15 protein-coding genes are annotated in these 18861 nt (G+C 45.4%); 10 read left to right on the top strand and 5 right to left on the bottom strand.

The window, feature by feature from the left end; genetic code table 11:
• The 7 genes from IGI84_RS15540 (at position 1) to gor (ending at position 9803) form a co-directional block, all read left to right on the top strand.
• Positions 1 to 741: a Stp1/IreP family PP2C-type Ser/Thr phosphatase gene (locus tag IGI84_RS15540; protein ID WP_077454136.1), complete on the top strand. Its 741-nt coding sequence runs from the start codon at positions 1 to 3 to the stop codon at positions 739 to 741.
• Positions 738 to 2741 (top strand): Stk1 family PASTA domain-containing Ser/Thr kinase, encoded by a 2004-nt coding sequence (gene pknB / locus IGI84_RS15535; RefSeq protein WP_430600552.1) that lies wholly within the window; start codon positions 738 to 740, stop codon positions 2739 to 2741. The genes IGI84_RS15540 and pknB overlap by 4 nt, the downstream gene beginning before the upstream one ends.
• 223 nt (positions 2742 to 2964) lie before the next feature.
• The gene (locus IGI84_RS15530) at positions 2965 to 3432 is read left to right on the top strand and encodes a CtsR family transcriptional regulator (protein WP_005230319.1); all 468 of its coding nucleotides are present in this window, start codon (positions 2965 to 2967) and stop codon (positions 3430 to 3432) included.
• A 5-nt stretch (positions 3433 to 3437) separates the two neighbouring features.
• The gene (locus IGI84_RS15525; protein WP_008381720.1) at positions 3438 to 5918 is read left to right on the top strand and encodes an ATP-dependent Clp protease ATP-binding subunit; all 2481 of its coding nucleotides are present in this window, start codon (positions 3438 to 3440) and stop codon (positions 5916 to 5918) included.
• Between the two features lie 269 nt (positions 5919 to 6187).
• Positions 6188 to 7108 (top strand): peptidase U32 family protein, encoded by a 921-nt coding sequence (locus tag IGI84_RS15520; RefSeq protein WP_220426906.1) that lies wholly within the window; start codon positions 6188 to 6190, stop codon positions 7106 to 7108.
• A gap of 13 nt (positions 7109 to 7121) precedes the next feature.
• Positions 7122 to 8363, top strand: coding sequence for a peptidase U32 family protein (locus IGI84_RS15515; protein WP_008381725.1), 1242 nt, complete (start codon positions 7122 to 7124; stop codon positions 8361 to 8363).
• A 93-nt stretch (positions 8364 to 8456) separates the two neighbouring features.
• Complete coding sequence (gene gor / locus IGI84_RS15510) at positions 8457 to 9803, top strand: glutathione-disulfide reductase (protein WP_096741972.1); 1347 nt, start codon at positions 8457 to 8459, stop codon at positions 9801 to 9803.
• A 161-nt stretch (positions 9804 to 9964) separates the two neighbouring features.
• Here the strand turns inward: gor and IGI84_RS15505 are convergent, their stop codons facing one another.
• The 4 genes from IGI84_RS15505 to IGI84_RS15490 form a co-directional block, all read right to left on the bottom strand.
• Positions 9965 to 10951 carry a polyprenyl synthetase family protein gene (locus tag IGI84_RS15505; RefSeq protein ID WP_368256616.1) on the bottom strand — a complete coding sequence of 329 codons (987 nt, stop codon included), beginning with the start codon at positions 10949 to 10951 and terminating at the stop codon, positions 9965 to 9967.
• Between the two features lie 11 nt (positions 10952 to 10962).
• Entirely contained in the window at positions 10963 to 11523 is a 561-nt protein-coding gene (locus IGI84_RS15500) for a Gx transporter family protein (protein ID WP_005232987.1), read from the bottom strand.
• Between the two features lie 10 nt (positions 11524 to 11533).
• Entirely contained in the window at positions 11534 to 11941 is a 408-nt protein-coding gene (locus tag IGI84_RS15495) for a NusG domain II-containing protein (protein ID WP_005230326.1), read from the bottom strand.
• A gap of 206 nt (positions 11942 to 12147) precedes the next feature.
• On the bottom strand, positions 12148 to 14088 hold the full coding sequence (locus tag IGI84_RS15490; RefSeq protein WP_005230327.1) for an NAD(P)/FAD-dependent oxidoreductase: 1941 nt from the start codon (positions 14086 to 14088) through the stop codon (positions 12148 to 12150).
• A gap of 270 nt (positions 14089 to 14358) precedes the next feature.
• Here IGI84_RS15490 and pplA point away from each other — a divergent pair, with 270 nt between their 5' ends.
• The 3 genes from pplA to menA all read left to right on the top strand — a co-directional run bounded on the left by pplA (position 14359) and on the right by menA (position 17602).
• On the top strand, positions 14359 to 15297 hold the full coding sequence (pplA, locus tag IGI84_RS15485) for an extracellular electron transfer flavoprotein PplA (RefSeq protein WP_077454144.1): 939 nt from the start codon (positions 14359 to 14361) through the stop codon (positions 15295 to 15297).
• A gap of 262 nt (positions 15298 to 15559) precedes the next feature.
• Positions 15560 to 16636 carry an FAD:protein FMN transferase gene (locus IGI84_RS15480; protein ID WP_411415924.1) on the top strand — a complete coding sequence of 359 codons (1077 nt, stop codon included), beginning with the start codon at positions 15560 to 15562 and terminating at the stop codon, positions 16634 to 16636.
• A 12-nt stretch (positions 16637 to 16648) separates the two neighbouring features.
• Positions 16649 to 17602 carry a 1,4-dihydroxy-2-naphthoate polyprenyltransferase gene (menA, locus tag IGI84_RS15475; protein WP_411415923.1) on the top strand — a complete coding sequence of 318 codons (954 nt, stop codon included), beginning with the start codon at positions 16649 to 16651 and terminating at the stop codon, positions 17600 to 17602.
• A gap of 277 nt (positions 17603 to 17879) precedes the next feature.
• On the opposite strand, the gene IGI84_RS15470 is transcribed toward menA, so the two are convergent.
• On the bottom strand, positions 17880 to 18842 hold the full coding sequence (locus tag IGI84_RS15470) for a biotin--[acetyl-CoA-carboxylase] ligase (protein WP_411415922.1): 963 nt from the start codon (positions 18840 to 18842) through the stop codon (positions 17880 to 17882).
• Positions 18843 to 18861 lie beyond the last annotated feature (19 nt).

Below are 18861 nucleotides of genomic sequence, written 5' to 3'. Positions count from 1 at the left end.
TTGGAGATTCGTTTTCAAACAGATGTCGGCAAACGTCGCAACACAAACCAAGATTTTGCAGCAACCTATGTAAATAAAGCCAATGTGACATTGGCCTTGCTTGCCGATGGCATGGGGGGCCACCGGGCCGGAGATGTCGCTAGCCGTCAAGCAGTCAGTGAGATCGGCACCGCTTGGGAACAGACAGAACTGACAGATAGTGAAAAAACTGCCCAATGGCTGATCCAAAAAATCCAAGCGGAAAGCCAAGTGATTTTCCAAAAAGGACAAGAACAAGAAGAACTTAGCGGCATGGGCACCACGATCATTGCTGTGGCCTTATTAGGCGACCAGTTTACGATCGCCAATGTCGGGGACAGCCGTGCCTATCTTTTACGCAATCAAGTGCTGACCCAAATCACAGAGGACCATTCACTGGTCAATGAATTGGTGAAGTCAGGACAAATCACAGCAGAAATGGCCTTGAATCATCCTCGCAAAAACGTTTTGACCCGCTCGATCGGTATGCCAAGCGAAGTCGAAGTCGATGTGGCGATCCACTTTATTGCAGACGGGGATTATTTGCTGCTGTGTTCAGACGGATTGACCAACATGGTCTCAGATGAAGAGATCACAGCAACGATCCAAGAAACCCCTGAGCTGGAAGAAGCAGTGCAATCATTGATCGATCAAGCCAACGAACGCGGCGGTGTCGACAATATCACGGTATTATTGATTAAAGTTGGAGGAGAGCGCCCATGATCGAAATTGGGAAGAAGATAAACGGCCGATATAAAATCATCGGCAATATCGGCAGCGGCGGAATGGCAAATGTGTTTTTGGCGCATGACTTGATCTTAGACCGTGAAGTGGCAATCAAAGTGCTTCGTTTTGACTTCCAAAACGACCAAAGTGCGATTCGGCGCTTTCAACGAGAAGCCTTGGCGGCGACTGAGCTGGTTCATCCCAACATCGTAACCGTTTATGATGTCGGTGAAGAAGACGGCATGCAGTTTTTGGTGATGGAATATGTCAAAGGAATGGATCTCAAGCGCTATATCCAAACGCACTATCCCGTACCTTATTTGCAGATCGTTGATATCATCCAACAAATCTTATCAGCGGTGGCATTGGCCCATCAGCACCGCATCATTCACCGGGACCTAAAGCCCCAGAATGTGCTGATCAATGAAGACGGCGTGGTGAAAATCACCGATTTTGGGATCGCGATCGCCCTATCCGAAACGTCGATCACCCAAACCAACTCGATGCTAGGTTCGGTGCATTATCTGTCACCAGAACAAGCACGAGGCAGTATGGCCACCAATCAATCAGATATTTATGCGATTGGGATCATCCTCTATGAAATTTTAACCGGCAAAGTACCCTTTGATGGCGAATCAGCCGTAACGATCGCCTTGAAACACTTCCAAGATGAGATCCCGTCGATTCGGATCTATGACAAAAATGTTCCGCAATCGTTGGAAAACGTCGTGTTGAAGGCGACCGCCAAAGAACCGGCGGATCGTTACAAGACCGCCGATGAAATGCGGGCAGATCTCGATACCGTGTTGTCTCCTGAACGGCTCAATGAACCGAGATGGGAACCTCATGCCCTGATGGATGAAACGAGAGTGCTGACCCCTGTGGAAGCAGCCCAAGTCGAAACGCCGCCAGTGGAAGAACCCGTGGCAGAAACGGCAGCGGATCAAGCTGAAGAAGCGGCGCAGCCGAAAAAGAAAAAACGCAAACGCTGGCTACTGCTGCCAATCATTATGGTGATCGCACTGCTAGGAATAGGCAGTTACTTCCTATTCGGCGGTGGTCGAGGAGATGTGGCAATTCCTGAAGTCAGTGGTCAGACAGAAGCCGCCGCTCGGGCCGAACTGGAAGCCGCCGGTTTGAAAGTGGCAGACGAGGTGGAAGAAATCGAAGATGATGAAGTCGAAGAAGGCAATGTCGTCAAAACCGATCCCCCAGAAGGCAATGAAGTCAAAAAGAATTCCGTCGTGATTCTCTACATCAGTAGTGGAACGAAGAAAATCACCCTTGATGACTATGAAGGTCGTTCCTTTGATGATGTCAAAAAAGAGTTGATCGATTTGGGCTTTGATGAAGACAGAATCAAAGAAGAGCTAGAGTCGTCAGATGATGTCGATGAAGGGGATATTATCAGTCAATCACCAGCAGCAGGGCGGGAAGTTTCCCCAGCAGAAGACGAAATCACCTTTAAGGTCAGCTCCGGACCAGATAGCTTCGCAATGGACAACTATTATGGCATGACAGAGGCAGATGCACGAGCAGCATTGACTTCTCGCGGTGTCGACCGATCACAGATCGAAGTGAACTATCAATCTAGCAGTCAACCATCAGGCACGATCATCGCCCAAGCACCCGCAACAGGTGAAACGGTGGTGACTTCCCAAACGACCATCACTTTGACGGTCAGCAGTGGGCAGGAAATGGTCAATGTACCAAGAATTGTTGGGAAAAGCCAAGCCGATGCAGAAGCAGACTTGAATGAAGCGGGATTGGACTCAACTTTTGAGGAAGAGGACGGCTATAATGACTCAGTACCAGCTGGACATGTTGTCCGTGTCTCTCCAGGTGCTGGAACCTCCGTCGAAGTTGGCTCTACTGTAACGGTCACGATCTCTAGAGGACCTGAACCAGATGATTCGTCCTCATCGACGCCAAGCAGTAGTTCAGATGATTCCTCTGATTCAAGCGCTACGAGTGAAAGTAGCTCAGAAAGTGATTAGAAACTAGCTAAAACCAAATACTTTAACCAAGCAGCCTTCGGGGACCAAAGAATTCTCTTTTTGTTCCCCGTCCAGCTGCTTGTTTTTGTTTCTAAACCTTATAGTGAGGCACCGGTGTCTTTAAAATTTCCTTTAGTCCGGCTATTTGTGCAAGCGTACATCTTTCCAAGGATTCAAAAATTGGGTATAATGAAGGTCAGAATTAGTCAAGGGAGGGAATGAATTGAGTCATCACAATACTTCCGATTTGATTGAAGCATATTTGAAGAAAATTCTTGAAGACAGTGAAACCATTGAGATTCGTCGCGCAGAAATGGCAAATTTGTTCAACTGCGTGCCCTCACAAATAAATTACGTGATCAATACCCGCTTTACCGTTCAAAGAGGCTATGCGGTTGAAAGCAAACGCGGCGGGGGCGGCTATATTCGGATCGAGAAAGTCAAAATCACGGACAGCCACCACTACTTAAAAGAAATGAATCAATTATTCGATGAAACCATCTCGGAAAAAGATGCATATGCAATAATCCAGAAACTTTATGAGGAAGGAATCCTGTCCAAGCGAGAAGGCAATTTATTGTTGACCGTCATCGCGAAAGCAGTTCTAGGACGTTCTCCTTATGAAAATAGAACACGAGCTGATTTGCTCCATGCAATTCTAGAACGATTAAGTTACGAAGACAGGAAGTGAAAGAGATGGATGAATTATTCACCCAACGCGCGAAAGCCGTTTTGGCTATCGCCCAAGAAGAAGCAAAATACTTTAAGCACCAAGCAGTAGGTTCTGAACACATTCTATTGGCATTGGTCATTGAACAAAACGGGATCGCCGGCAAAACCTTGCGGGAAATGAATATCACAGAAAACGATATTCGTGAAGAAATCGAACATTTAACAGGGTACGGCACCGTTCGTCAATACCCAGAAAACGCCTATCTCGCGTATTCGCCACGAGCAAAACATACATTTGCTTATGCAGGGGATGAAGCCAAACGCTTAGGGGCACCACAAATTGGTACTGAACATCTATTATTAGGCTTATTAAGAGACGAAGACATTTTGGCTTCACGAATCATGCTGAATCTCGGCTTGAGTCTCGCGAAAATGCGTCAGCTTTTGAAGAAAAAAATGGGCTTCAATGAAAGCAAAACCAACGGAAGTGCTGGTCGTCGTCGTCCAGCCCAAGCCAAAGCGCAGCAAGGAACACCGACCTTGGATTCCTTAGCCCGTGATTTGACCAAATTAGCCCGTGAAAAACGCCTAGATCCTGTTGTCGGGCGTGCCAAAGAAGTCAAGCGGTTGATCCAGATCCTTAGCCGTCGGACCAAAAACAACCCTGTTCTCGTGGGGGAACCTGGTGTTGGGAAAACCGCGATCGCCGAAGGCTTAGCCCAAAAAATCATCAATGGGGAAGTCCCAGAAGACATGCAAAACAAACGCTTGATGATGCTGGACATGGGGGCTTTAGTTGCCGGAACGAAATACCGTGGGGAATTTGAGGACCGAATGAAAAAAATCATCGATGAGATCTATCAAGATGGTCAAATCATCTTATTCATTGATGAATTGCATACACTGATTGGGGCCGGCGGAGCCGAAGGGGCGATTGATGCCTCGAATATTCTGAAACCAGCCTTAGCCCGTGGAGAATTGCAAACCATCGGTGCCACAACGCTAGATGAGTACCAAAAATACATTGAAAAAGATTCTGCGTTAGAACGCCGTTTTGCTCGGGTGCAAGTCGACGAACCAACACCAGAAGAAGCGGAAGAAATTTTACGAGGCTTGCGTCCTCGTTATGAAGAACATCATGGGGTGGAAATTTCTGATGATGCGTTACACGCCGCTGTGCAATTGTCCGTACGTTACATCAATTCGCGCCAATTACCAGATAAAGCCATCGATTTGATGGATGAATCAGCAGCCAAAGTGCGTCTAGACAAAACCGATGAAAGTTCTGAATTGGCAGATCTGCAAAACGAGATCGCCAACTTGATCGAAGAAAAAGAAGCCGCTATTCGCCAGCAAGATTTTGAAGCAGCAGCTCGTCTACGGATCAAGGAAAAGAAATTGACCCAACAGCTGACGGAAGTAGCGTTTATGGAAGTCAAAGAAGCGTCAGGCTATGCCGATAGTGTTACTGCAGAAGATGTTGCCACGGTCGTTTCCCAATGGACCGGCGTACCTCTGCAGCAGATGGAGAAAAAAGAAAGCGAACGCTTGTTGGATCTTGAAAAGATCTTGCATCAACGGGTAGTTGGCCAAGAAGAAGCGGTCAAAGCAGTCGCTCGTTCGATCCGCCGCGCCCGCAGTGGATTGAAAGACCCCAACCGCCCAATCGGTTCCTTCATGTTTTTAGGGCCGACCGGTGTCGGGAAAACCGAGCTTGCCAAAGCCTTAGCAGAAGCGATGTTTGGTAGTGAAGATGCCTTGGTTCGTGTCGATATGTCCGAATTTATGGAAAAATACAGCACGAGCCGTTTGATCGGTTCACCGCCAGGCTATGTCGGCTATGATGAAGGTGGGCAATTGACGGAAAAAATCCGTTCAAAACCTTACTCCGTCATCTTATTGGACGAGGTGGAAAAAGCCCATCCCGATGTCTTCAATATCCTCTTGCAAGTGCTGGATGATGGCCATTTGACGGATGCCAAAGGTCGGAAAGTCGATTTCCGCAACACGATTTTGATCATGACCTCTAATATCGGTGCCCAACAAATCCGTGAAGAAAAAAGCGTTGGTTTTAATGTCACTGATTTAACGAAAGATCACCAAGCGATGCAAAAACGGATCTTAGAAGAGCTGAAAAAAGCCTTCCGTCCAGAGTTCTTGAACCGTGTGGATGAAACAGTGGTCTTCCAATCCCTAGGTGAAGGGGAGATCCACGAGATCGTGAAGATCATGAGCAAAGCGATCATCAAACGATTAGGCAACCAAGACATCCAATTGAAGATCACGCCATCTGCCATTGATGTGATCGGTAAAGCTGGTTTTGATCCAGAATATGGGGCACGGCCGATTCGTCGGGCCTTGCAAAAAGAAGTCGAAGACCGTTTAAGTGAAGCACTCCTATCAGGACAAATTCATTTAGGTGACAAAGTGACGATCGGTGCTTCCAAAGGATCGATCACCCTCAATGTCAAAGAGGGACAAGCACGGGTCTTGCAACAAGTTTAAGTCGAGCCAATAACGGCAGCGGCGTTTCTATGGTCGAGCAATCGGCATCCATAGGAACGTCGCTTTTTTGTCTTGCTATGTCTAGTAGTGATCAAGAAGTCTCCATTGATTATGATTGGTGATTCACAAAAAAATATCCTTCTAAATAGCTTTACGACAACGGTTGATTAATGAGCCAAGTGATATTCGTGAAAAAAAGAGTAACGAGACCTCTTGGAAAGAATCCTGCTGTGTGATACTATGAATGAGTTGAAAAAAGGAGGAGTATTATGGTTGAGATTATCGCCACGGTGGAATCGATCGAGCAAGCACAGCAGCTCATCCCTTATGTTGATACATTGTTTTTTGGAGAAGAGACATTCGGGCTGCGCCTACCGGCCTCTTTTTCTCGTGAAGAGCAAATCAGACTGATCGACATGGCCCACGAAGCTGGAAAGAAAGTGACGATCGCAGTCAATGGCATCATGCATCCAGAAAAAATGAAGCTGATTCCAGAATACCTAGCATTTCTGAAGACCAATCAAGCCGATCAAATCGCTCTCGGAGATCCTGGGATTATTTACCGCATGAAGCAAAATCCAGAATGTGCCTTGCCATTTATCTATGCAGGGGAAACCTTAGTAACGAGCGCTCGTCAAATCAATTTTTGGGGACAAAAAGGAGCAAAGGCAGCCGTTTTAGCGCGAGAAGTTCCTTTCGAGGAAATGAAAATCATGGCGCCACAACTAAATATTCCTGTGGAAGTATTGGTTTATGGTGCGACCTGCATTCACCAATCGAAGCGTCCGCTTTTACAAAATTATTATAACTATACCCAACAATCGGAAGAAAAGAACCACGACCGTGGGTTGTTTTTATCCGAACCGAAAAAAGAAGAAACCCACTATTCCATTTATGAAGATAGCCACGGCACGCACATTTTTGCCAATAACGACATTAATTTGATGCTGCAGCTGGCGGAATTAGCCGCAACAGGCTTTCAAACCTGGAAGCTGGACGGAATCTATACACGAGGGGCTGCCTTTGTGGCAATTGCTAAGCTTTTTGCCCAAGCCAAGAGCCTTGTGGAAAGTGGGAAGTGGCAAGCAGAGCAAGCAGCTGTGCTCAGTGAACAAGTTGCCCAACTTCATCCGGCAGAACGTGGGTTAGACACTGGATTTTATGCCATCGATCCTGACGATATCAAGTAAGGAGCAAGAACAAATGACCGTTAAACAAGCATTGAAACGACCAGAAGTGTTAGCACCAGCTGGTACGTTAGAAAAATTAAAAACAGCGATCCACTATGGCGCTGACGCTGTCTATATCGGCGGCAATGCCTATGGTCTACGGAGTCGCGCGGGTAACTTTACCTATGAAGAAATGGCGGAAGGGGTGGCTTTTGCCAAAGCCCACAACGCAAAAGTCTATGTAGCAGCCAACATGGTGACCCATGAGGGCAATCAGGAAGGTGCAGGGGAATTCTTTCGGGAATTGCGAGATGTCGGTATTTCGGCCGTGATCGTTTCTGATCCCGCTTTGATCCAGATCTGCGCAACAGAAGCGCCGGGTCTACCGATCCATTTGTCCACCCAAGCTAGTGCCACGAACTATGAAACATTGGAATTTTGGCGGGAAGAAGGCCTAGAACGGGTCGTCCTCGCCCGAGAAGTGTCGATGGAGGAAGTCGCTGAGATCCGCAAAAATACTAGCGTGGAGATCGAAGCCTTTATTCATGGCGCCATGTGTATTTCGTATTCTGGCCGTTGTACTTTGTCCAATCATATGTCGATGCGAGACGCCAATCGCGGCGGCTGTTCGCAATCTTGCCGCTGGAAATATGATTTGTTTGACATGCCGTTTGCAACGGAACGAAACAGTTTGACTAAAAACGGGACAGTGGAAGAAGAGTTTTCCATGAGTGCTGTGGATATGTCGATGATCGAACATATCCCTGATCTGATTGAAAACGGCGTGGATAGTTTCAAAATCGAAGGCCGCATGAAATCGATCCACTATGTTTCAACCGTGGCGAACGTTTATAAAGCAGCCGTGGACAGTTACATGGCCGATCCAGAGAACTATGTCTGCAAACAAGAATGGATCGATGAACTGTGGAAAGTTGCGCAGCGCGAGCTTGCCTCAGGCTTTTACTACGATACCCCGAGTGAAAATGAGCAGTTGTTCGGTCCGCGTCGGAAAATTCCGCAATACAAATTTATTGGGGAAGTCATGGCGTATGATCCGGCAACGAAAACAGCTACGATTCGGCAACGGAACCACTTTTCCGTCGGCGATGAAATCGAATTTTACGGTCCCGGATTCCATCACTTTCACCAAACCGTCGAAGTCATGTATAATGAAGACGGTGAATCCATCGATCGTGCACCAAATCCTATGATGCTGCTGACGATGCCGGTCAAAGAACCGGTGGAAGTCGGAGACATGATTCGGAAGAAAAAATAAGGTCGAGAGTTTCTCTCGGCTTTTTTTGTTGAATCAATCCAGCCAAAAAGGATCGATGAGAACATAGACAATCTTAAGGAGGAAACAACAAATATGGAAACATACGACTACATAGTAATTGGTGGCGGCAGCGGCGGGATCGCCTCAGCCAATCGTGCAGGGATGCACGGCGCCAAAGTATTATTGATCGAAGGCAATGAATTAGGCGGCACCTGTGTCAATGTCGGTTGTGTACCGAAAAAAGTCATGTGGCAAGCTAGTGAGATGTTAGAAATGATCAAACGGGACGCAACTAGCTACGGCATTTATCCACATGTGGATAAATTTAATTTTACTGAACTTGTGGATAACCGTGAAAAATACATTGATTTTTTACACACAGCCTATCAAAAAGGCTTAGACAGCAACAATGTAGAAGTTATCCACGGTTATGCACAGTTTGTGGATAACCACACGATTACCGTCAATGGGGAAAACTACCATGCAGCAAATATTTTGATTGCCACCGGTGGAAAACCTAGCGCGATGAATATTCCCGGCGGTGAGTACGCCATTGACTCGAATGGTTTTTTTGCGTTGCGAGAAGCACCAAAGCGTATGGTCGTCTTAGGGGCAGGCTACATCGCAGCCGAAATCAGCGGTGTCAGCCAACAGCTGGGCAGCCAAGTGGCTTGGGCGTACCGCAAAGAGCGGCCATTACGAACCTTTGACAAGATGCTTGCGGATAATCTCGTGGAGATGTACCAAGAATCAGGAATCGAAACTTATGCAGGCTACGTGGCCTCTCGTATCATTAAAGAAGGTGACGAGTATATCGTTCACTTTGAAAATGGCGAAACCTTGACCGGCGATTGCGTCCTTTTTGCTGGTGGTCGTGTGCCGAATACGGACAAGTTAGGCCTAGAAAACACCGATGTCCAATTGGATGAAAAAGGGTTTATCATTGTGGACAAATATCAAACTACTACGGCTGACTCGATTTTTGCAGTGGGCGATGTCATTGGAAAATTGGATTTGACCCCGGTTGCGATCGCCGCCGGTCGTCGCTTGTCTGAACGCTTGTTCAACGGTCAAAGCGATGCGTACTTGGATTATAATTTAGTACCGACGGTCATCTTTACGCATCCACCGATTGCCACGATTGGTTTATCCGAAGAAGCAGCCTTGGAAAAATACGGCCAAGAGCAGATAAAGGTGTATCGTTCGCGCTTTACACCGATGTACTTTGCTTTAAATGAGTATCGCCAAAAGTGTGAGATGAAATTGGTGTGCTTAGGAGAAGAAGAAAAAATCATCGGTCTGCACGGCATCGGGATCGGTGTCGATGAAATGCTGCAAGGCTTCGCTGTAGCCATCAAAATGGGTGCTACGAAAGCAGACTTTGATCAAACCGTTGCCATTCATCCGACGGGGTCAGAAGAATTTGTGACGATGCGTTAAAAGAAAAAAAGCCTCAACGGACAGATGAATTGTCCGTTGAGGCTTTTTTCGTATAAACTTCTAGCTATCAACTAAAAAGTCCCCAAAAGTAGATCAGAAATCTACCCTTGGGGGCTTATTTCAGGATGATTCCAGCTGCAAGGCTTTTGCTAGATCCTTGATCAGTTCTGACGCCCAAGGATCTGAGCAGTGATCTGATAAAGATATGTTTTGGTTTCATCTTTGGTCTCAGGCAATTTCTGGATCGCCTGCAAAGCTTTTTTCGTGTAGTCGGCAGCGAGTTTCTTGGCTTCGTCAATCCCGGCGCTTTCTTGGACGATCCGATAGACTTCATGGGTATCCGCCTCAGTCATTGTGCCTTGTTTTTCCAGCAGTGGCAACAGTTGTTGGCGGTCATTTTTCAGTGCCATCAACAGCGGCAAAGAATAGACGCCTTGCCGAACATCTTCCAATACTGGTTTTCCTAAGGCAGTCGCGTCTTGGCTGTAATCCAAGACATCATCCATGATTTGAAAGGCAAGGCCAATGGCTTCGCCAATCTCACGGGCTTGATTGGCAAAGCGCAAAGAAGTGCCGCTTTCATAAGCCCCGATGAAGCAGCTTAAAGCAAACAACTCAGCGGTTTTGCCGCGAATGTTTTCTAAGTAATCCTCGACAGTGACGGACAAATCGTATCGTTTGCTCATTTGCCCTAATTCGCCGGCCAGGATTTTTTCCATACTACGGGAATTCATCTGCAAGCTTTTCATGGAGCTGGCATAATCCGCCATCAATTTAAAGCAGCAGACAAAGAGGTAATCACCAGCATAGACAGCGACATCGTTGCCAAATTCGGAACGAATGGTCGGCAGCTTGCGGCGGATGTCCGCATGATCAACGATATCGTCGTGGATCAGCGAAGCAGTGTGGAGCATCTCGATCGAGGCCGCCAATGCGACGGCTTTTTCGCGATCTTTGTCGCTGCCATAAGCAGAAAAGAGCAGCTGATAAGCAGGACGCAGCAGTTTTCCACCTGAATGGATCATGGCCAGGATCGCTTGTTCGACCTCTTTGTTTTTTAGTTTTAATGATTTTTCCATCAATTGCAAGGAGGCAGATAAGTCAGCTTGCAGTGCTGGATACTCTTGCCACATGGAATGAAGTTTCATAATTAACTCCTTTATTCTGAATCCGAGCGCCATTTGACTTTGGTCTGGCGTTCATAATCAATTTGAAAACGGCGCAGTGTTTCGACACGGCGCAGCAAGTAGTTGGCGGCGATCCCGATAGCGATCCCGGACAAGATCCCAAAGAAAGACAGGACCGGCAAGTAGAGCATCACGCTCCAGGATTGAGCGATCCATGAGGCGGTGATCAACTGTCCGACGTTGTGCAAGAAACCGCCGGCCGCACTAATGCCGATGATACTGACACGCTTAGGCCCCAACTGTTTCACCAAAGACATCCCAAAGTAGCTCAGTAAGGAACCACTCATACTATATAAGAAGGTCGAAACCGTTCCTCCTAGTAACGTCGTTAAGATCAGTCTTAGCCAAATCAAGAGAAAGCTGTCTTTTTTCGGCATGGTGAACAAAGCAATAATGGTAATTAAATTTGCCAAACCTAGTTTCGCACCAGGCGCAAAGGCAAATGGATAAGGGATCATATTTTCAACTAAACCAATCACGACCCCTTGGGCGACCAGCAGTGAGATGAAAATTATTCGTTGTAATCGACTCATAAGCAAACGATCAATAGATTAGATCGTCGGTCTCACTCCCATCTGCGGCTTGGATTTCGATCACCAATTTATGAGGTAGACAGACGATGGTTTCCCCATTTTTACTGGCCCAGCCACGGCGGACACAAATCTGGTCGCCGCAATCAGCTTCCTTGATTCGGATCCGATCGCCTTCGATCTCCAGTAAATTGGTATCTCCGTCTTCATCTTCATAAAGATAGGTGTATGCTTTTTGACCTTCAACTAAGTCAAAACGTTTGATTTCTGTCCCATCGACCCGTAAGACGGCTTCTTTGTCAGCCGTTTGCGTCTGGCCAAAAATAAAAAGCGGTAAAAAAGAGCTGAGGATCAAAACAAGTATGATGACGCCATCCCATGGTTTTAAATGGGCATCGCGGATAAATTCTTTTAGTTTCATCAAAAAAGACTCCTGTTCTTTCATGTGATGTGTCTCATTCTAGCATAAGAAGACAAGATTCTACTAGCTGAATCCTCAATAATCCACCGATTTCTGTGCAAGGACGATCAAGAAAAAGTTCTGTACTTGGAAAGAGACCAAGACACTGATTGAAAATCAGAATGTCTTAGTCTCATGAAGTCGTACAGGTATTCTATTTTGCTGGCTTATTTATTGCCATATAAGGAGCGAGGGGTACCGTACCACCATTTTCCAAGGGTACGTTGCAACCATGGGATTACCCAACGGTCTAAACCGACTGCGCGTCCTGAACCGTTCATCAAGGCAAATGCAACTGGAATGAACCAGATGTTTACCCAGTAGAACATACCAGACATACAGAAAGTCAACACCAAAACGATAGTCGTTGCGTTTACTAACCAAGTGAAGAGACCAGCCATCAATGCAAGAGCTAAAGCAATTTCAAAGAAGACCATGAATTTTTGGAAGAACATGGCAACGTCGTTGTTTGGCATAATAAATTGCATAACTTTTGTGAACCAGTCAGGTGATTTTTCAATCACGATCATTGGTTGTTCACCGTAAGCATAGCTCAAACCGAAGTGTGCGGCTTGTGTCGCTGCATCGGCTGCTTCACCGGCACCACTAGCGGCACTTGCTGCATCGGCTGCTTCACTAGCACCACTGGCTGCATCAGCGACTGTTTGATATTCCCAAGTCCAAGGGAATACGCTGTTGCCTTGGAACCAAGAACCTTCACCGAACCAAGTACCAGGTTTGAAGACTTCCCCATTCGTACCCAAAATTTTCTTGAAGGCTTCAACGAACCAGACAAGACCATAGAAAATACGAAGCGGAACACTCCACAAGACGTTACCGTAACGAGACGTGTGACCACGAGCGACTGTCCGGTCATCTTTGATGTGGAAGATTTCATGCATCAAGTATTGGAACATGTAGTAACCAGAACGAATATCAAAGAAGTATTTCAAGTTAACGATGTGTTTCATAATGATCGCTAAGAAACCGCTCAGGTGAATCTTATTGAATAAGTTCGCCACGCCCCATTTGGCACCGATGGAAACCATAAATCCTTGGTAGTTTCCTTTGAATTTATGTTTTTCGCCACCTTTGATGGCTGAAACGATATTCGTTGCTGCAGTGTGACCTGTTTGTTCAGCTGCTTGCACGATTTGTGGTGTTGGTGTGTTCGGGAATTCTTCGAAGTAAACCAAGTCACCAATAATATAGATGTTTTTGTCTTCGTAGCCTTTTGCTTCCATGTACTCATTGGCAACTAGACGGAACCCACGAGCAGTTTCTAAACCGAAATCAGCAGCATCGCTAGTTCCTTTGACACCGGCAGTCCAGATCAATGTGTGGGTTGGGATCGTTGAACCATCTTTTAGTTTGATGTGGTCAGGTGCCACTTCAACGATTGGTGCATTCAAGACAAGATCAACATTGTTTTTCTTCAAGTAACGCTCTGCTTTGGCTGCATCGTTACGATCAAGCATGTTTAAGATCGTTGGCATTGCTTCAACGACTTTCAAGCTGATTTCACTTGGGTCCAATTTATAATCGGAAGCTAAACGATCTTTCCAATCGATCAGTTCACCGATCATTTCGATCCCGGTAAATCCAGAACCACAAACGACAAAGGTCAACATTGCTTTGCGTAATGCTGCATCTGGTTCGATCGCTGCTTTTGCGACAGTTTTTTCAATGTGTTCGCGAATGCGGACAGCATCGTCAAATGACCATAAAGTAAAGCCGTTTTCTTTAACGCCAGGTGTACCGAAGTCATTCGGTTCGCCACCCATCCCTAAGATCAAGTAGTCAAATGAATAGCTACCTAATTTTGTTTGGACAGTTTTATTTTCTTTATCGATCCCAGTTACTGTATCGGTTACTAAACGAACATTTTTCTTGCGTGAGAACAAGCGCTGCAAGTCATATTGAATTGCGGTAGGTTCTACACGTCCTCCAGCGACTTCATGCAGTTCAGTCATCATCGTATGATAAGAGTGACGGTCGATCAATGTTATCTCAACATCATTGTCTTTTTTCAATTTCTTTGCCATGTACTTCGTAGCAGAAACGCCTGCATAACCGGCACCGACAACGACAATGTTTTTCTTTGCCATTGCAAATCTCTCCTTAATAAAAATAATCTATGATAATAATTACACAATCGTTCCTATTATATAGACAAATGGTTCATTTGTCTAACGATTCTGATGAAAAAAACGCATATTTCCTGAAATTCGTGAAAACTTGCGAAAATCAAAAAATAAGTCATTTTTTCGAGAAAAAGCGGAAAGGAAGCGGTTGACATATCGTAAATTTACTTTACAATGTTAGATGTATCACAAACTTTTTTGTGGGGAAAATAAACAAGTAAAAGGTGGATAATTATGAAAGCAAAGAAATTGATTGTAGGTATGGCGGTATTTTCATTCGCAGCATTATTGTTAGGGGGTTGCGGAGCGGACAACAACAATACAGCTTCTTCGTCAACTAGTGAAAGTACATCACAAACTTCTGCAAGCGATTCAGCATCAACAGAAAGCACGGAAGCAACCGTTGTTGCAGGCGAGCCAATGCAAGATGGGACATATCGTTTAGAAGAAAAGAACTACAAAAACGACTACCGTGTTACCTTTGAGATCACAGTCAAAGACGGCAAAATCGTTGAATCAAAATATGACAACGTCAATGCGGATGGCGAATCAAAAACAGAAAACACGGAATACAATGAAACGATGAAAGAAAAAGCAGGTATCAGCCCAGAAGAGTTTATTCCTAAATTCAATGAAGAGTTAGTTGCCGCACAAAGCCCTTCTTCAATCGAAGTAGTTTCTGGCGCGACTCATTCCTTTGATTCCTTCCAAAACTATGCACAACAATTGATTCAAGCGGCGCAAGCAGGCAACACGGAAACCATTGAAATCGACAATGGGGCAGACTTGAAAGACGGAACTTATACATTAGAAGAAAAGAACTACTCAAATGGTTACCGCGTAGTCTTCTCAATGACTGTGGCTGACGGCAAAATCTCTGAATCAAACTACGACTACCTAAACGAAGCCGGCGAGTCGAAAAAAGATGATGCATCATACAACGAAAACATGGAAGCTAAATCTGGTACAAGTCCAGAAGAATTCATTCCAAACTTCAATGAAGCTTTTGTTTCTGCAGTCAATGCTGAAGATGGTTCTGTGGCAGACATGGATGTAGTTTCTGGTGCAACCCACAGCTTCCACAGCTTTGTTATCTATGCACAACAATTGTTGAATGCCGCTGAAAAAGGCGACCAAACAACAATCGAAGTGGATAACTTCGTTACTGAATAATCACAACTTTTTTGAATGAAGAGGACAGCATTCGCTTTGAGTGCTGTCTTTTTTTCGTGGGTAGCAAGGTCACAAAAGCAAGTTCGTGCAAAAGGAAGCAATCTGGTGGGAAGGTTTTTTTAAAAGAACTGTTTTTTACAAAGAAGAAAAAGTTCGATTAAGGATTCCTAAAATACGTTGCGGAATCACGGAATGCCCCTTTTCATTCTGCCAAAAAAAGGCTATTATATGAAGGTTGAAGACAATAGAAAAGAGGAAAATCATGAAAAAGAAAGTAACGTTTTTTCTGATGTTTGTTTTTTTAGGCACAATGTTGGCAGCTTGTGGCAGTGAGCAGGAAGCAACGACGCTGCGAGAAGAACCATATTTTCAAGAAGAATTTTTATTAGGCACTTATACTCGGATTCGCATTTATGATGAAGGCAAAGAGGACGCCATGAAGCCGGCCTTTGACCGCATCAGAGAGTTAGGCGATAAAATCACCATCAACCAAGCAGGGTCAGAGATCGATGAGATCAATGCGCAAGCTGGTATCAAGCCGGTAAAGGTTTCGGATGACATCTATTATTTGTTAAAAGAAGCTTACGATTACAGTGTGAAATCAGAAGGCGGCTTTAATATGGCCATCGGTGCCATCACTCAATTATGGCGGATCGGCTTTGATGATGCCCGCAAGCCAGAGCAATCTGAGATCGATGAAGCATTGAAACATATCAATTATGAACAAGTCGAGTTTAACGATGAAGATCAAACCGTTTATTTAAAAGACAAGGACATGATCCTTGACCTTGGGGCGATCGCTAAAGGCTATATCACGGACGAAGTCGTCAAAGTGTTGAAGGACAATGGTGTGACTTCCGCGATCGTCGATTTGGGCGGGAATGTCTATGTGTTAGGTCATAGTAACCGCGGCACAGATGAGCCATGGAATGTCGGAATCCAAGACCCGAACAAATCTCGCGGCTCGATTATCGGCAGTATCAAAGAAACCAATAAAACAGTAGTTACTTCAGGGATCTACGAACGCTATTTAGAAGTAGACGGCAAAACGTACCATCATATTTTCGATTCTGAGACTGGCTATCCTTACGACAGCGATGTGGCAAGTGTGACTGTCATCACCGACAAATCCATCGATGGCGATGGATTAACTACGGTGGCATTTGATAAAGGGGTCAAGGAAGGCTTAGCCTATATCGAACAACATACCGAAAAGGGTACCGATGCGATCTTTATCACAAAAGAAGACAAAGTGTATGTAACCGACGGTATCAAAGATACCTTTGAACTTTCAGAGGAATCAGGCTACACGATGGGTGATCGTGCGGATTTAGAATAGGAGGAGTGAAAGATGTCTCTTTCAGTGTTTTTAGAAGTAGTGGAGATCCGTACCAAAGTGGCCAGTGTCTTCCCCTTCATTATGGGTGTATTGTTCTCGTTGGTGTATTTTCATGAATTTCATCCGTTGAATACCGCAATCTTTTTTCTGGGGATGCTGCTGTTTGATTTGACGACGACGTCCATCAACAATTATATGGATTTCAAAAAAGCCAAATCAGAAACCTACAAATACCAGCACAATGTGATCGGGCGCGAAAACATCTCAGAAGCTACTGTTCGCAATCTGATTTTTGCGATGCTGGCAGGAACCTTACTGATCGGTCTTTACTTGACCTTTGTTACCGGCTGGCTGCTGCTAGTGATGGGGCTGGTGGTTTGTTTTATCGGAGTCTTTTATACCTTTGGCCCCATTCCGTTATCGCGGATGCCTTTAGGCGAGGTGTTCAGCGGCGTAACGATGGGATTAGGGATTTTTGCCATCACGATCTATATCAATACTATTGATCAAAAAGTGTTTTATTTGGCACTGGATTTTGTGAACGGAACCTTTGGCTTAGTGGGGAACCTCTGGGCCGTTTGTGCCATTGTGTTGGCATCCTTGCCATTGATTTTCACGATTGCTGACATCATGTTAGCCAATAACTTACGGGATCTGGAAGCCGATATCGAAAATCACCGCTACACGCTGGTGTACTACATCGGTCGCGAAGCAGGTATCCGTCTATTTCAAGGAATGATGCTAGCTTCCTACGCCGCTATTTTGTTGGGCCTCTTGTTTGGTCTCTTCCAATGGCCGATTTTGCTCGTGTTTCTAACACTGCCGAAAATCCGCCAAAACTTGAAGGAGCATCAAGCCAGCCTGCCCCACCCACGTAGCTTCGGCTATTCGATTAAGAACATGATTTTATTCAACAGCAGCTATGCATTAGGCTTGCTTTTCTGTCTGTTGTGGCAATTGCTTTAAAAAAAAGATCGACCTGCTCTTTCAAGAGCAGGTCGATCTTTTTTATGTGAGGAATGAAATAGCGCATAAAAACTGTAGAAAAGACATGATAAAAGAACGAGCATGATACTTATTATGAAAAGATGAGGCTCACTTTTTCCGCGAAATTGATCGTAGCAGTAAAGTTTGTTTGGGAGCTGCCTAGGTTGCTTTTTATTTAACCCCTCGGAATAAGCAGGTCTGTTTATGGAGTGTTTGTGTTTACGCTTGCTGTGACTGGTTACCTACGAAAGCAGCCTCAATACCGTTCCAAACTGATTTCTCCAGAAGAAAGCACCTTGCGCTCCGTCGCTGTTTCCACCACCAATTCACCGGTGTTGGTAATGTCTTTGGCAATCCCTTCATAGGTCACACCTTGTTGCGTAAATTGAACGGTGCGGCCCAAAACGAAGGATTTCTGCCGATAGCGGGCCATATAATCCATGTCAGGCAGTTGTGCCAACAATTGGAAGAACCGACGCCAAATTTCTTGAATCAATACTGCTCGAGAAAAGGTTGGATACTCCTCACTAGGAAAGAGTGAGGTCGCTTTTTCCCGAATCTCTGCTGGAAACTGCTGTTGCGGAATCGAAAAACTGATGCCGATACCGATCACAACCGAGGTAATGCGGCCTGTCTCAAAGTCACTGGTTGCTTCAGACAAAATACCGCAGATTTTTTTTCCATCTAAGTATAGATCGTTGACCCACTTAATGGCCGTTTCCTTCATTAGAAGGGCGTCGATGGCTTCGGCGACTGCCACCGCCGCCAAAACGGTATATTGTGGCAATTCTTGAAACGCTTGGTTTGGTTTTAAAAGCAAGCTCATATAGATCCCTTGTTTTTTCGGTGAGAAAAACGGACGTTCGAAGCGGCCGTGACCGCCTGTTTGTGTTTCGGTCAAAAAAAGGGCGGGGGTTGCCAGTCCACTGTCCAAAGCGGCGATCTTGGCTTCTTTCATGGTGGATTCAACAGCTTCCTTGATTTGAATCGTGGGAATCATCGGCAAGGCTGCCGCAAGTGCTGCTTGATCGTAGCGATCATCCGAGACAAAGCGATAGCCGTTGGCCAAGTGTTCGAAATGATAGCCTTCTTTCTCGAGTTCTTTAATGGCTTTCCAGACTGCTGTACGAGAGATCGACAAAGCTTGGGCTAGTTTCTCTCCAGATAGCACAGTATCTTCTTTTTGTAATAAGGTCAGTATTTTTTCTTTTGTCGTCATAAGGATATCCTTCCTAATG

The sequence above is a fragment of the Enterococcus sp. DIV0008 genome, assembly GCF_050542615.1.
GTDB lineage: Bacteria > Bacillota > Bacilli > Lactobacillales > Enterococcaceae > Enterococcus_D > Enterococcus_D innesii.
This window is presented reverse-complemented; position numbering and strand designations above follow the sequence as displayed.